This window comes from Williamsia maris, from assembly GCF_024171815.1.
Taxonomy (GTDB): domain Bacteria; phylum Actinomycetota; class Actinomycetes; order Mycobacteriales; family Mycobacteriaceae; genus Williamsia_A; species Williamsia_A maris.
In genome coordinates, this window is sequence record NZ_JAMTCJ010000003.1 from 829292 (window position 1) to 845849 (window position 16558).

A 16558-nucleotide genomic window follows, 5' to 3' on the forward strand; every position below is an offset into this window, starting at 1 on the left:
CCCCGGATCGTCGGCGGCACCGAGCGTCTCCTGTTGTGCGAGCGCGACATCGGCGAACTGCATCGGCAGCGGGATGAACTCGGGGGCCCGTCCGGCGGTGCGGGCGTGGTGGGCGGTGATCAGATCGGTGATCAGCGGTCGCAGCGATTGCCCGTCCACGGCGATGTGGTGCATCGACAGGGCGAGGACGTGATGGTCCGAGGCCACCGGGATCAGCTGGGCCCGGATCGGCAGGTCGACCGAAAGGTCGAAGCCGGTGGTGACGAACGCCGTCACGTCGTAGTCGTCGGCAGCACCGGGGACGGCCGAGCCGTCCCGCCACACCAGCAGTGACTGCGCCTCGGCGATGGTGTGGATGCGTTGCGTCGCGCGGCCGTTGACCTCCGGGTAGGTCGTCCGCAACACCTCGTGGCGGGCCACCACGTCGTCGATCGCGTCGCGCAACACGCTCGGGTCGAGCGGACCGCGCAGTCGCAGGATCATGGGGATGTTGTAGGCCGCCGACTCGGGTTCGAACCGGTTGAGGAACCAGATCCGCTGCTGTGCCACCGACAGCGGGATGTGCTCGGGGCGAGCGATGGGCGCGGACGGGACGACCACGTCGGCCACGGGTGCGTTCGATCGGATGCGGTGCACCAGGTCTCGTGCGGTGGGTGCCTCGAACAGGTCGCGGACCCCGACCCGGACCCCGAAGGCGTCGGTGGCCCGGGCGGTGACCCGGGTCGCCGACAGCGAGTTGCCGCCCACGGCGAAGAAGTCGTCAGTGGCGCCGACCGTCTCCGGCGCGACCCCGAGCACCTCGGCGATGATCGCGACCGCGGTGCGCTCGTCGTCGTCGGCCGGTGCGATGACGACGTCGTCGACCGCCGCGATCGGTGCGGGGTCGGGAAGTGCGCTGCGGTCGATCTTGCCGACCGTGGTGAGCGGCATGACCGTCAGCACGGTCAATGACGCGGGCACCATGTGCGCGGGGACGACGGCGGCGACGTGCGCACGCACCTGCGCCACGTCCAGCGAATCCGGGTGCGACACCTCGATGTATCCGGCCAGCGACTCGACGGTGGTGTCCCCCACGCCGACGACCACGGCCCGACGCACCTGCGGGTGGCCCATGAGTGCCGACTCGATCTCGCCCAGCTCGATCCGCTGACCGCGCAGTTTGACCTGGAAGTCCGATCGTCCCGCGTAGAAGATGTCGCCGGTTCGGCTGCGACGGACGAGGTCGCCCGTGCGGTACATCCGCGCTCCGACCGGCCCGAACGGTGCAGCCACGAAACGCTCGGCCGACAAGTCCGGACGCCCGTGGTATCCGCGGGCCAGCGACGGTCCGCACAGGTACAGCTCCCCGAGGACACCGACGGGCACGGGCCGCAGCCGCTCGTCGAGGACCACCGCTCCGGTCCCGGCCATGGCCTGTCCCAACGGCACCGGGTCGTCGGGGTGCAGCGGATCCGACGTGATGCAGATGATGGTCGCCTCGGTGGGGCCGTAGGCGTCGTAGAACGACCGGTCACCCGCCCACCGGCGCATCTCGGCGTCGGTGACGGCCTCACCGCCGGCGAGCAGGTGCGTCAACGACACCGCCCCGGGGTGCGGCAGCGACGCTGCGACCGACGGCACCAGAAACGCATGGGTGGCGTTGTTCGCGGTGATCCACTCGGCCAGTTCCGTGCCACCGACGATGTCGGCGGGGGTGACGACCATCGTCGCGCCGACGACGTAGGTGCCGAGCACCTCGAGCATCGCGGCGTCGAAGGCGGGCGAGCTGATGCCCAGCCACCGCGCGGACGCGTCCGAGTGGTGGTGGTCGCGGAGTGTGTACGCAACGCCCGCGAGCCCGGTGTGGGTGACCAGCACGCCCTTCGGGACACCGGTGGAACCCGAGGTGTAGATCATGTAGGCGCCGTTGTGTGCGCGCAGTGGGCGCACGCGGTCGGTGTCGGTGACCGGTTCGGCCGACACCGCGCCGGAGTCGATGCGCGCCCGCATCGCGTCGAGGGCGGTGTCGTCGAGGACCATCGCGTCTATGCCGACGTCCGCGAGCACGGTGATCTCGGGCCCCGCGAAACCGGCACGGGCACCGCTGTCGGTGATGATCCGGCGGACGCGATCGGCCGGGTAGCGCGGATCGACGGGTGCGTACACGGCACCGGATTTCGCGATGGCCCACAACGCCACCTGGACCAGTGCCGAACGTCGCACCGCGCTGACGACCACGTCGTCGGGACCGACGCCGGCCGCGATGAGGTCGCGGGCGAACGCCGAGCTGAGCGTGTCGAGTTCGCGGTAGGTCAGGCTGCGCGATCCGTCGACGACGGCGACGGCGTCGGGGGTCGTGAGCGCAGCGGCGACGAAGAGATCGGCGAGCAGGAGCGGGGGCGGCGCGTCGACGGTGGTCGGGGGCACCAGCGCCGCGATCTCGCCGGTCCCGAGGATCTCGGCGTCGGCGACCGGGGTGTCGGGGCGCGCCACCACGGCGTCGAGCAGACGCACCCACCGGGCCGCGAGGTCGGTCGCCGACGCGGCGTCGAACAGATCGGAGGCGTAGGTGATGGTGCCCCGCCACGGCCCGGGGTCGGTGTCGGTGACGACGCCGATGGTCAGATCGACCTTGGCCGTGGCGATCTCGGCCTCGACGGCCTCGGCGGTCAGCGACTCGCCCAGGTCGAGGAGTCCGCGCCCGGCGTGCTCGGTTCGCTCGGCCACCGTGAAGAGCACCTGGACGAGCGGGGCGAACGCCTCCGACCGCACGACGTCGAGTCGGTCGACGAGCTCCTCGAAGGGGACGTCGGAATGGACGAGCGCGTCGAGATCGGTGCGGCGGACGGTGTCGAGGACGTCGACGAACCGCTCCCCCGGCCGCACCGGCGTGCGCAGGACGACGGTGTTGACGAACATGCCGACGAGATCGTCGAGTTCGGCGCGACCGCGGCCGGCGACCGCCGTTCCGATCACCACGTCGTCGGTCGCGGCGAGGCGGGCGAACAGGACTGCGAGCGCGGCGTGCAGCACCATGAACGTCGTCGCACCGGATTCGCGCGCCACCTCGGCTGCGGCGGAGGCGATGTGGGTCGGGATCTCGAACTCGACCGTCGCACCGCGCATCGTGGCGACGGCGGGTCGCGGCCGGTCGGTCGGGAGCTCGAGAAGCGCCGGGACCCCGGCGAGGTGGGACCGCCAGTGCTCGAATCCGCTGCGCTCTGCCCCGTGGCCGCTCGACGAGTCCTGTTGCCACAGTGCGTAGTCGGCGTACTGCACCGGCAGCGGCGCCCAGTCGGGTGCCGCACCCGCGGTGCGCGCGCGGTAGGCCCACACGAGGTCGCGGGCGAGCACCGGCACCGATTCGCCATCGGCGGCGATGTGGTGGACGGCCATGACGACCAGCGCCTCGTCGCCCTCGACCGCGAGCCGGGTCCGCATCGGCAGATCGGTGGTCAGATCGAAACCGCGCCGCAGCACGGCCAACGCCTCGTCGGGGGTGTCGCTGACGGCCCAGTCCAGGTCCGTCGGCGCGCGCCCGACGTCCCGGATGTGCTGGTGCACGGCACCGTCACGGTCCTGGGGGTAGACGGTGCGCAGGATCTCGTGTCGGGCGACGACGTCGCCGACGGCCGCGCGCAGGGCGTCGACATCGAGGTCGCCGCGCAGGCGCAGCGCGAACGGGATCGTGTACACCGGCGATGACGTGTCGTAGGAGTTGATGAACCACATGCGGCGTTGCGCGTCGGACAGCGGGATCCGTTCCGGCCGTGCCGCGGCGACGACGGGTCGGGAGTCGAGACGGTCGGCCGAGTCCAGCCGGGCGGCGAGCCCACGGACGGTGGCGGCGTCGAAGACCTCCCGCACCCCGACCTCGCGACCCAGGGCGTCCGCGACGCGCGCGGCCACCCGTGTCGCCGACAGCGAGTTGCCGCCCATGTCGAAGAAGTTGTCGGTGACCGACACCCGGTCGACACCGAGGACCGCGGCGAACACGGCCGCGATGATCTCCTCGACCGCACCACTGGCCGGGACGTGATGCGCCGAGCGGAATTCCGGCGCGGGCAGGGCGCGCCGGTCGACCTTGCCGGTCGCGGTCAGCGGCATCGCGTCGAGGGCGATCCACATCGAGGGCCGCATGTAGGCGGGCAGGGTCTCGGTGGCCGCGGCGACGGCGGCCGGGTCGTCGACGTCGGGTGCGCCGGTGACGTAGGCGATCAGTTGGTCGCTGCCGTCCGGTGCGGAGGCGACGGTGACCGTCACCTCGCGGACGCCGGCCACGGTCGCGATCGCGGCCTCGATCTCGCCGAGCTCGATGCGCTGACCGCGCAGCTTCACCTGGAAGTCACTGCGCCCCAGATACTCCAGCTCACCCGCGTCGTTCCACCGGACGCGGTCGCCGGTCCGGTACAGCCGACGACCGGGCTCGCCGGGAACCTCGGGATCGGGGGCGCACGGATCGGCGACGAACCGTTCGGCCGTGAGGTCGGGGCGGGACTCGTACCCGCGGGCCACCTGCACGCCACCGAGGTACAGCTCGCCGATCACCCCGGGCGGAACCGGACGCAGGCGGTCGTCGAGGACGCGGGTGACGGTGTTGGGCACGGGCCGACCGATGGGCACTGTCGTCTCCCCCCCGACGACCTCGTGGTGGGTCACGTCGACCGCGGCCTCCGTGGGGCCGTAGAGGTTGTGCAGCCGCGCCTGCGGGGTCAGTGCGCGCATCGCGTGCGCGGTGCCCGCGGGTAACGCCTCGCCGGAGGCGAAGACCGCGCGCAGGCCGGTCAGGTCGGCGGTCCCGATGGTGGCGACGACGTCGACGAACGCGGCCAGCATCGACGGCACGAAGTGGGCGACGGTCACCCGCTGCTGCTCGATGACCTGCGCGAGGTGGCCGGGGTCGCCGTGCCGGTCGGGTGCGACGATGACCAGTCGCGATCCGGACAGCAACGGCCAGAACAGTTCCCACACCGACACGTCGAAGGTCACCGGTGTCTTCTGCAGCACGGCATCGTCGGCCGAGATCGCGAAACGCTCCTGCATCCACGCGAGCCGGTTGACGATCGCCCGGTGCGAGACCGTCACGCCCTTGGGGCGTCCGGTGGAGCCGGAGGTGAACAACGTGTAGGCCGCGTCGTCGGGGTGCGCCACGGCGAGGCGGGCGTCGTCGAGGGTCGCCGAACCGTCCACCGGTGTCGAGGCGTCGACGGGCAGCACCGCGTACGTCGCACCGGGGGTGAGCGCGATCGTCGACCCGGTCGGGATCAGCATGAGATGGGCCCGCGCGGTGTCGATCATGGAGGCGGCGCGTTCGGCCGGGGCCTCGGTGTCGATCGGCACGTACCGCCCGCCCGCGGCGACGACGGCGTGGATGGCGACCAGCAGCTCCACCGACCGCGGGATGCGCACGGCCACGGCCACGTCCGGGCCGACCCCGAAGGCGGCCAGGGTCCGCGCGAGCGTGGCGACACGGGAGCCGAACTCGGCGTAGGACACCGTGCGATCGCCGAACACCAGCGCCGTCACCTCCGGGGTGGCGGCGACCCGGCGGGCCACGAGCGCGGCGAGGTTCGTGTTCTCGAGCGGGCGGGTGTCGCCGGTGGACCACCGCGCGATCTCGCGGCGTTCGCGCTCGTCGGCGATGTCGATGTCGCCGACGGGTGTTGTCGGCGACGCGACCCCGGCGACGAGGACGTCGACGAGGCGACGGGCCATCCCGTCCACGGTGTCGGCGTCGAACAGGTCGGTGGCGTAGACGATGGAGCCGGTCAGTCCGACCAGGGTGCCGGTGTCGTCGCGGGCGAGGGTCAGCCCCACGGTGAGATCGAACCGGGCGGCGGGGTCACCGGCGTCGACGGGTGTGATGCGCAGTCCGGGGAGGTCGAGTGCACCGCCCGGGCCGTCCGCGGCGTGCTGCTCGACGGTCAGCAGCACCTGCGTGAGGGGGGCGAAGGCCTCGGAGCGGGTGGGGGCCAGCAGGTCGACGAGGTGCTCGAAGGGGACGTCGGCACCGGCGAAGGCGTCGAGGTCGGTGGTGCGGACGAGGTCGAGCAGCTCGGCGAAGGACGCGGCCGGGTCGACCTCGGTGCGCAGCACGAGAGTGTTGACGAACATGCCGATCAGCGGATCGAGTTCGCTCCGGCCACGTCCGGCGACCGGGGTGCCGATCGCGATGTCGCCCGTGGCCGACAGACGTGCGAGGACGGCCGCGAGGGCGGCGTGCACGACCATGAACACGGTGGCGCCGTGTCGGCTCGCGAACGCGTCGATCTCCGCGACGAGGTCGGCGGGGATGTCGATACCGACTCCGGCACCCCGCATCGAGGCGACCGCGGGACGGCGACGGTCGGTCGGCAGCTCGAGGACGTCGGGTAGTCCGGCCAGTCGGGTCCGCCACTGCTCGACCTGCCCGCCGAGCACCGAGGTGGGGTCGTCGATCGAACCGAGGACCCGCTGCTGCCACAGGGTGACGTCGGCGTACTGCACGGACAGCGGTGTCCACGTCGGTGCCACCCCGGCCACGCGCGCCGTGTAGGCGGTCACCAGGTCGGTGGTCAACGGCGCCAACGACTCCCCGTCGCTCGCGATGTGGTGGAGCACCACGACGAGCAGGTGGTCGTCGGGCCCGGTCGCGACGACGCCGGCGCGGATGGGGATGTCCACGGTGACGTCGAACGGGCGGGCGGGCAGATCGCTCACGCCGGTCGTGGTCCACCAGGCGTCCTGGTCGACCGCGGCGGGAGCCAGGATCTGCTGGGCGACAACGCCGTCGGCACCCTGGGTGAACACGGTCCGCAGCGTCTCGTGGCGCACGATGACGTCGAACAGGGCGTCGCGCAGGGCGACGACGTCGAGGGTTCCACGCAGGGTCAGGGCGAACGGGATGTTGTAGGCCGCCGACGACGGGTCGAACCGGTTGATGAACCACATCCGCCGCTGGGCCGGTGACAGTGGGATCGTCGCCGGCCGCGCCCCGGCGACCAACGCCTCGACCACCGTGACGTCGGCGGCGCGTACCCGCTGGGCCAGGGAGCGCACCGAGGACGCGTCGAACAGGTCGCGGACGCCGACCGCGACCGACAGGGCGTCCGACACCCGGGCGACGACCCGCGTCGCCGACAGCGAGTTACCGCCGATGTCGAAGAAGTCGGCCGTGGCCGACACCCGCTCGACCCCGAGGACCTCGGCCATGACCGCACTGATCCGCTCCTCGACGACGCCGACGGGCTCGACGAACTCGGTCCCCGCGACCGCTCCGTCGAACACCGGCTCGGGCAACGCTCGTCGGTCGACCTTGCCCGCGGAGTTCATCGGCATCGCGTCGAGCACCGACCACACGGTCGGACGCATGAAGGCGGGCAGCGACCGCGCCACCGAGGCGGCGACCGTCGGGAGGTCGATGTCGCCGGTCACGTGGGCGACGAGGTGTTCGCCGCCATCGGGTGCGGTCGCGACCGTGACCGCGGCCAGCACCACGCCCGGCGCACCGGCCAGTACCGCCTCGATCTCCCCGAGTTCGATGCGCTGGCCGCGCAGCTTGACCTGGAAGTCGACACGACCGACGTAGTCGATGTCGCCGGCGGAGGTCCAGCGGACGAGGTCTCCGGTGCGGTACAGCCGCGCGCCCGGATCGCCCAGCGGATCGGCGACGAACCGGTCGGCGGTGAGGTCCGGCCGGGACGCGTATCCGCGGGCGACCTGCACTCCGCCGAGGTAGAGCTCGCCGATCACCCCTGGTGGGACCGGCCGCAGGCGCGCGTCGAGGACGCGGGTCACGGTGGCGGCGATCGGGCGTCCGATGGGCACCGTGCTCGCCCCGGCGACGACCTCGTGCCAGGTGACGTCGACGGCGGCCTCGGTGGGGCCGTACAGGTTGTGCAACCGGGCGTCCGGGAGCGCGCGCGTGGTTGTGGCGGCCAGCGCCGGGGTCAGGGTCTCACCGGAGGTGAAGACCTGTCGGACCGACGCGCAGGCGACGGCGAGGTCGGCTCCGTGCACCTCGGTGAACGCCGAGAGCATCGACGGCACGAAGTGCAGGGTGCTGACCCGCTGCGCCGCGATCAGCTCGGCGAGGTAGGCAGGGTCCCGGTGGCCGTCCGGACGGGCAATCACCATCGACGCACCGGTCATCAACGGCCAGAACAACTCCCACACCGACACGTCGAACGTGACCGGGGTCTTGAGCAGCACCACGTCGGAGGTGTCGAGAGCGAACTCCGACTGCATCCAGCGGAGGCGGTTGACGATCGCGGCGTGCGACACGGTGACGCCCTTGGGACGCCCGGTGGAGCCGGAGGTGAACAGCGTGTAGGCCGCGTCGTCGGCCCGCAGCGGCCCGCGCGATCGAGCGGGTGCGGGGGTCCCGATCGGGGTGATGTCGAGGCCACCGGCGGCCGCGGGATCCGCACGGATGACCGCGCGCACCCGCGCGGTGGTCACCATGTGGTCGGTGCGATCGGCCGGGGCGTCGACGTCGAGCGGGACGTACTGTCCGCCGGCCGCAGTGACGGCGTGGATGGCCACGACCATCTCGACCGATCGCGGGACCGACACCGCCACCGCGACATCCGGCCCGACACCGGCCGCGACGAGGCGCTCGGTCAGCGCCTCGACGCGCGCACCGAACTCGCCATAGGTCAGCGACCCGTCGTCGGAGATGAGTGCGGTGGCGTCGGGTGTGCGGTCGATCTGGGCGGCGACCAGGTCGGGCAGCACCGTCGGTGCGTCGGTGTCCGACGGGAGTGCGGGGCCGACCGACCAGGCGGCGATGCGCTCGGCGACGTCGCCGGACACCAGGTCGACCTCGCCCACCGCCGTGGTCGGACGCTCGACGACGGCGCGCAGGATCGCGATCACCGCGTCGGCGAACACGTCGATCTGCGCGTCGTCGAACGCCGACGGCAGGTACTTGAGGGTGAGCTGCAGTCGGTCGCCGACCGGCGCGGCGATGAGGTTCAGCGGGTAATGCGTTGCGTCGGTGGCCGACACGTCGCGGATGGTCGGTCCGTCGGCGTCGCGGGCGGCGGCCTCGAGCGCGGCCGAGTCGATCGGGTACGACTCGTAGACGGTCAGGGTGTCGAACAGCACCGACGCGCCCACCGCCGCGGTGATGTCCCCCAGCCCGACGTACTGGTGGTCGAGGACCGCCGTCTTGCGGCCATGAAGGTCGGCGACGAGCGCGGCGATCGTCTGATCCGGGTCGACGGCGGCCGCGACCGGCAGCGTGTTGATGAACAGACCGATCATCTGTGCGACGCCGTCGATCTCGGGCGGACGGCCCGACACGGTCTCTCCGAACACCACGGTCTGCTGACCGGTGATGCGCGCCAGCAGGATGGCCCAGGCCGCCTGCACCACGGTGCTGGTGGTCACCTCCAGCGTGCGGACGGTGGCCGCGAGTCCGGCGGTGAGATCGGCGTCGAGGAGCACCACGCGATCGCGCGGCGGCGCCTGCGTGGTCGCGACGTGACCGGGGGCGACCAGCGACGGCCCGTCGATCCCGCCGAGAGCCGTACGCCACACCGACAGCGCCGCAGCCTGATCGCGACTCTCCAGCCACTCCAGGTACGTCCCGAAATCCGGCTCGTCGACCGAACGGACCTCCGGCAGCAGGCCGTGCGCCGGCGCCAGCAGTTCGGTCAGCACGATCGGCGCCGACCACCCGTCGAGGATGAGGTGATGCGCCGAGATGATCAGCGACACCAGCGTTTCGCCGTCGGCACCACGGTGGCGGACGTGGACGAACCGGAGCAGCCCCGCCCGACCGAGGTCGAAGCCCGCGGTGCGTTCGTGGTGGGCGATGTCGGTGACACGCGCCGTCGCCGCGGTCGGTTCCTCGGCGGTGAGATCGATGGTGCGCCAGTCGGGGTCGACGTCTGGGGCGATCGCCACCGCGGCGCGTCCGGAGTCGGTGCGCACGAACGCCGAACGCAGCACGCGGTGTCGGGCCAGCAGGGCTCGTGCGGCGGCGTGCATCGACGACGCCGACGGGTCTCCGGTGAAGGTGATCGTCGACTGCGTGACGTAGACGTCGATCTCGTCGCGCCCGGCCCCCAGGCGGGACCCGGCGGCGAGTTCGGCCTGGAAGAACAGGCCCTGCTGCAGCGGGGTCAGCGGCCACAGACGGGCACCGGGACGCTCACGCAGGATCGTGTCGATCTCCGACTGCACCAGCCCGGTGGACGCGAGGTCGGTCTCGCTCGGGCCGGGGTCGGCGATCGCGGTCTGTCGTACGATCTCGGCGAGGCTCTCGCCCCATCGCCGTGCGATGTCGGTGACGTCGTCTGCGGCGAGAACACCGGCTGGATAGGCGAACTCGGCCCGCAACTCGCGTCCCCCGCCGCCGTCGGCCGGGTCGCCGTCGACTGCGCCCACGGTGACGGTCAGCGCCGAGAGCGCCTGCAGACCACCGTGTGTCGACGCCGGCAACGTGGGGGCGTCGGGTGCGGGGGCGAAGGCGGCGAGCGCGACGTCGTCGGCCGGAGCGACGCCGCCCAGGACGCCCAGGTAGTTCAAGCTCACCGGCGGCAGCGGGCGGTCGCGCAGCGGGGAGTCGGGACGCAGGTACCGCAAGGGCCCGAAGGCCACACCGCGGTCGGGCATGCGGGCCAGGGCGTCCTTGACCGTCTTGACGGTCGCGGCGATCGGCGTTCCCACGGGAGTGGCGACGGTGACCGGGACGAAGGCGGTGAACCAGCCGACGGTCTCCGACAGGTCCGCACCGGGTGCGATGTGCTCCTCGCGACCGTGGTTCTCCACCAGGATCGACACCCGATCGTGCGCGTCGTCGGCCAGCGCCGCGGCCAGCGCGGCCAGCAGGGTGGTGTCCACGCGCGTCCCGAAGGCCGTGGGGACCGTGGTCAACACTGCGTCGGCGATCGCCGTCGGGATCACGGTACGCACCGTCTGCACCGTCGACATGCGGTCGCGGGCAGGATCGAGCGAGAACCGGGGCGGATGGTCGGCGTCCGGCGCGGGCAGGTGCGAATCCCACAGCGGCAGTTCGGTGTCGCGGGCGGACAGTTCGTCCAGCACGCCGGCCCAGCGACGGAACGGCGTGCCGGTCGGCGAGACGGCGATCGGCTCTCCCGAGGTGTGCTGCCACCACGCCGAGGCGATCCCGGTGACGATGGTCTGCCACGACACCGCGTCGACGCCGATGTGGTGGGCGGCGACCACGAGGCGTCCGCCACCGGCCGGGGCGCGTACGCCGACGGCGGCGACCAGGCGGCCCGACGCCGGGTCCAGACTCGCCAGGGCGCTCGCGTGCGCGGCGCGTACCCGGGCGTCGAGATCGTCCGTCACGTCTGTGGCCGTCGGGTCGGTGACCGTGGGCCCCGGGCCGGGCGGGTCGTCGATGCGGACGAGGACATCGTCGGGGTCTCCGGCGCCCGCGGTCACGGTCCATTCGCCGTCGACGACTCGCAGGGACGCGGTCAGCATCGGGTGCGCGTTGACGACCGCGATGATCACCGACCGCACGGTGTCGATGTCGGCCTCGTCCGGGAGCGCGAGGACCGTCGACTGCGAGAAGTCGGCGAAGTCGACCGGACCGTCGGCGAGGTCGAGCATCCACGCGACGGCCGGGGTCATGGTCACCGGTCCGACTGCGCCACCGTCGTATTCGTCGAGCGGGGCGTGGCCGTGGGTGCCCGCCACCCGAGCCAGCGCCCGCACCGTGCGTGCGGTGAAGATGTCTCGTGGGGTCACCGTGTACCCGGCCGCCCGGAGCAACGAGGTGAGTCGGATCGACATGATCGAGTCGCCGCCGAGCGCGAAGAACGAGGCCGTCACCGAGACGCGGTCGGTGCCGAGCACGCCGGCGAACACCTCGGCGATCACCCGCTCGTCGTCGGTGGCCGGCTCGACGACCGCCTCGTCGGCACCGGCACCGCGGCCGAAGTCGGGGGCAGGCAGGCCACGCCGGTCGAGTTTGCCCGCCGCACTGAGCGGCACGTCGTCGAGAACCGTCCACACCGTCGGCCGCATGTACTCCGGCAGCGCGGAATCCACCGCGGCGCGGGCGCGGGCGACGAGGGCGTCGGCACCGGTCGCGGCGAGGTCGCCGCCCGAGCGGCCTGCGAGGTAGGCGACGAGATGATCGGTCCCACCCGGTCCGGGCACCACCGTGGCCGCCGCGTGCACGACGCCGTCCGCGCCGGCGAGCACCGCCTCGATCTCGCCGAGTTCGATGCGCTGACCGCGCAGCTTGACCTGGAAGTCGGACCGGCCGAGGTACTCGAGTTCACCGGAGGCGTTGCGCCGCACCAGGTCACCGGTGCGGTACAAACGTGCGCCGACAGGTCCGGTGCCGGCGAACGGACTGGCGACGAACCGCTCCGCGGACAGATCCGGTCTGCCCGCGTAACCCCGCGCGAGCTGGGGGCCACCGAGGTACAGCTCGCCGACCACCCCGGCCGGCACGATCTGCAGACGGGGGTCGAGGACGAGGGTCTGCGTGTTCCACACCGGCCGACCGATCGGCACGGTCTCCCCCACCACCTCGAGCGACTGATGCGCGACCTCGACGGCGGCCTCGGTCGGCCCGAACAGGTCGTGCAGCGCGGCCCAGGGCAGTACCCGGCGCGCGGCCCTCGCCACCGACACCGACAGCGCCTCACCCGAGCAGAACAGGTAGCGCAGGGACGTGAGGCGGGCGAGGCGGACGGGGTCGACGACGTCGAGGAACACCGACAGCATCGACGGGACGAAGTGGACCGAGGTGACGTGTTCCCGTTCGAGCAGGTCGACGAGGTAGTCCGGGTCGGTGTGACCGTCCGGGCGGGCGATGACGAGTCGCGCGCCTGCCGTCAACGGCGCGAACAGCTCCGGCACCGAGACGTCGAAGGTGTACGGGGTCTTGAGGACGACTGCGTCGGAATCGTCGATCGGGAAGGTCGCCAGCCCCCACCGCAGCCGGTTGAGGACCGCGCGGTGCGACACCGTCACACCCTTCGGTCGGCCCGTCGAACCGGAGGTGAACAGCGTGTAGGCCGGATGGTCGGGCCGCAGCGGCGCGGTCCGGTCGGCGTCGACGAGCGGGGCCCCGCGATGGGATCCGGCGGTGATCTCCGCGGTGGCGTCGACGACGACGCGCCGCAGCCCGGTCGTCGCCACCGCCCGCGGTGCCGGCCCCGGACCGGTCAGCACGAGTTGCGCGGCGGCGGTGACGAGCATGTGCTCGGCCCGGTCGGCGGGTGTCCCGGGGTCGATGGGGACGTACTGGCCACCGGCGGCGAGCACCGCGTGCACCGCGATGAGCATCTCGATCGATCGCGGGATGCAGACCGCGACCGCGACCTCGGGCCCGATCCCGGCGTCGACGAGATCGCGCGCGAGGTGCCCGACCCGCGTCCAGAACTCGCCGTGGGTGACGGTCCGTTCGTCGGTCACGAGCGCCACGTGGTCCGGATGGGCCGAGCCGAACGCGTGCGTGGCGTCCGGGAGGGTCGTGAGGGGCAGGTCGACGAGGGCACCGGTCGCCGCCGCGGTCTGCTCGGCGACCGACTCGGGCGGCAGGATCGCGATGTCCCCGATCGCAGGGACCGGCCCGCCCATCCCGTTCTGGGTGCGGGCGAACGCGGCGAGGATGCGGACGAACGCGTCGACGAAGGCCTGCACGGTCGGACGGTCGAAGAGGTCGGCGGCGTAGATCATCACGCCGGTCATGTCCGCATCCGCGGTGAGGCCGTCGGTGACACCGACGGTCAGGTCGAACTTGGCCGCGTCGTCGCCGGGGGCCTCCAGTTCGATCTCGATCTCGCCGATGCGGGCCGCGAGCGGCGCCGCGGCGTCGTAGACGAACAGGACCTGCGCGAGCGGCTCGAAGGACTCCGAGCGCACCGGGTCGACGGCGTCGACCACCCGCTCGAACGGCGCCTCGGCGTGGGCGAAGGCGTCGAGGTCGACCCGACGGGCCTGCGCCATCAGCTCGTCGATCCCCGCGGATGGATCCACCTCGGTGCGCAGCACGAGGGTGTTGACGAACATGCCGATGAGGGAATCGAGTTCGGCCGCACCGCGTCCGGCAACCGGGGTGGCCACGGCGATGTCGTCGGTCGACGACACCCGCGCCAGCAGTACGGCGAGCGCGGCGTGGGTGACCATGAACAGCGACGCGTCGTGCGCCTGGGCGAGTCGGCGCAGAGCGGCCCGGGTGGCTGCGGGCACGGTGAACTCGACGGACCCGCTGCGCATGGTCGGGACGGCGGGACGTGGGTGGTCGAACGGCAGGCGAAGCATGTCCGGCAGGTGTGCGAGATGCGACGTCCAGTGCGCCAGTGCGCGCGACATCTCCGAGTCGGGGTCGGCGGCGTCACCCAGCAGATCCCGTTGCCACAGTGCGTAATCGGCGTACTGCACCCGCGGCGGGATCCATTCCGGCGCCGCACCCGCGACCCGCGCCGCGTAGGCGGTGGCCAGGTCGCGGGCGAGCACGGGGGCGGACTCACCGTCGAAGGCTATGTGGTGCGCGACGATGACCAGCAGGTGGTCGTCGGCGCCGAGCCGGGCCAGGCGGGCCCGGATGGGGAGCTCGACGCCGACGTCGAAGCCCTGGCTGCGGTGGTCGCGGGCCTCGTCGGCCCGGGCGGTGGCCCAGTCGAGCGCCGCGCGCGCGGTCATCGGGTCGAGGATGCGCTGCGCGGGTTCGGAATCGGGGCTCGTCGAGGTGCTCGACGGCGCGGTGGTCTGGGCCGGGTAGATCGTGCGCAGCACCTCGTGGCGTTCGACGACATCGCCGAGGGCGCGGGCCATCGCGTCGGTGTCGAGCGGTCCGCGCAGGCGCACCGTCACCGGGATGTTGTAGCCGGCCGACGAGGTGTCGAACTGGTTGATGAACCACATGCGCCGTTGCGCGAACGACAGCGGGATCGTCTCGGGGCGCGGACGACGACGGAGTTCGGGACGTTCGGCGCCCCGCTCCCGCGTGTCGAGCCGCGCGGCCAGGGCGCGAACCGACGGAGCGTCGAACAGGTCACGCACGCGGACGGTGACACCCAGCGCAGAGCCGACCCGCGCGGTCACGCGGGTGGCCGACAGCGAGTTGCCGCCCAGCTCGAAGTAGTCCTCGGTGACCGACACGCGATCGACCCCGAGTACGTCGGCGAACACGTCGGCGACGATGCGCTCGACGTCGCCGGCCGGCGGGACGTGGTCGCTCCTCCCGGTCGGCGCCGGCTCGATTGCGATGGCGCGCAACGCGGTGCGGTCGAGTTTGCCCGCCGACGTCAGCGGCACCTCGTCGAGCACGGTGATCGACGCGGGGATCATGTGCGCGGGCAGACGATCGGAGAGTCCGGCGCGCAGCGTGCGGGCGTCGAGGGTGTGCCCGGCACGCGGATACACATAGGAGGCCGTCGTCGTCGTGCCGGAGGCCGGGTCGTCGACGCCGAGGGTGGCGGCGAACTCGACGCCGGGCTGATCGCCGAGCGCGATGTCGATCTCGCCGAGTTCGACGCGGAATCCACGGACCTTCAGCTGGAAGTCGGTACGGCCGGCGAACTCGAGTTCCCACGCGTCGCCGGTCGACCGGTCGACGGCACGACGCCACCGCACGAGGTCACCGGTCCGGTACATCCGCTCCCCCGGCGCACCGGACGGGTCGGCGACGAACCGGACCGCGGTCTGACCCGGCGCGGCGAGATAGCCTCTCGCCAAGGAGGGTCCGGAGATGTAGAGCTCACCGGTGACCCCGGCGGGCACGGGGCGCAGACGGTCGTCGAGGACCGCGACACCCACACCGATGATGGGTGCGCCGATCCGGACCGGCCCGTCAGCCACCATCGGTGGCGTCGAGGTACTCCAGATGGTGGTCTCGGAGGGGCCGTAGAGATTGAACATCCGCCGACCGAGGCTCCACCGGCGCACCAACTCGGGCGCGCAGACATTGCCCGCCACGCACACGACCTGCAGGTCGGGCAGGTCGTCGGAGGGCACGGTGGCCAGGGCGGCCGGGGTCACGAAGGCGTGGGTGACCCGCTGCTCGGCGAGTAGGTACGCGAGTTCGTCGCCGCCGTAGATCGATGGCGGCGCGATCACCTGTGTCGAGGCCGACGCGACGGCGAAGAGCACCTCGAAGACCGACGCGTCGAAGCTCGGCGACGCGAACTGCAGCACCCGCGAGGCGGGGGTCACGTCGAAGCGGTCGATGATCTCCGCGACGACGTCGCCGAGTCCGCGATGGGTGACGGCGACGCCCTTGGGCCGACCGGTCGACCCGGACGTGAAGATGACGTACGCGGTGTCGTCGAGACGCGGTTCCCCCCAACCGGTCTCGCCGCGTCCCGCGGTCTCCGGCAGCGCGTCGAGTTCGAACCAGTCGACCGCGCCCGGCAGACCGCTCCGGTCTGACGCGGTGGTCAGTCCGATGCGCAGGTCGGCGTCGGAGATCATCGACGCGACACGCTCGGACGGGGAGGCGGTGTCGATCGGGACGACCGCGGCTCCCGCCGCCGCGATGCCCCAGAACCCGACCATCGCCTCGACGGATCGGCCCACGGCCAGGCCCACGGGGTCGCCGGCCCGTGTCCCGGACGAATGCAGCACCGCGGCCACCGCGTCGGCGCGTGCGGCGAGCTCG

1 protein-coding gene (only partly in view) is annotated in these 16558 nt (G+C 72.4%); it reads right to left on the bottom strand.

This entire window lies inside a single protein-coding gene on the bottom strand: locus LX13_RS17295, encoding a non-ribosomal peptide synthase/polyketide synthase (RefSeq protein WP_253662510.1). The 41256-nt coding sequence extends 20979 nt beyond the window's left edge and 3719 nt beyond its right edge, so the window shows coding positions 3720-20277 — codons 1240 (partial) to 6759 (complete); reading right to left, the first codon wholly in view occupies positions 16555-16557. Both the start codon and the stop codon lie outside the window.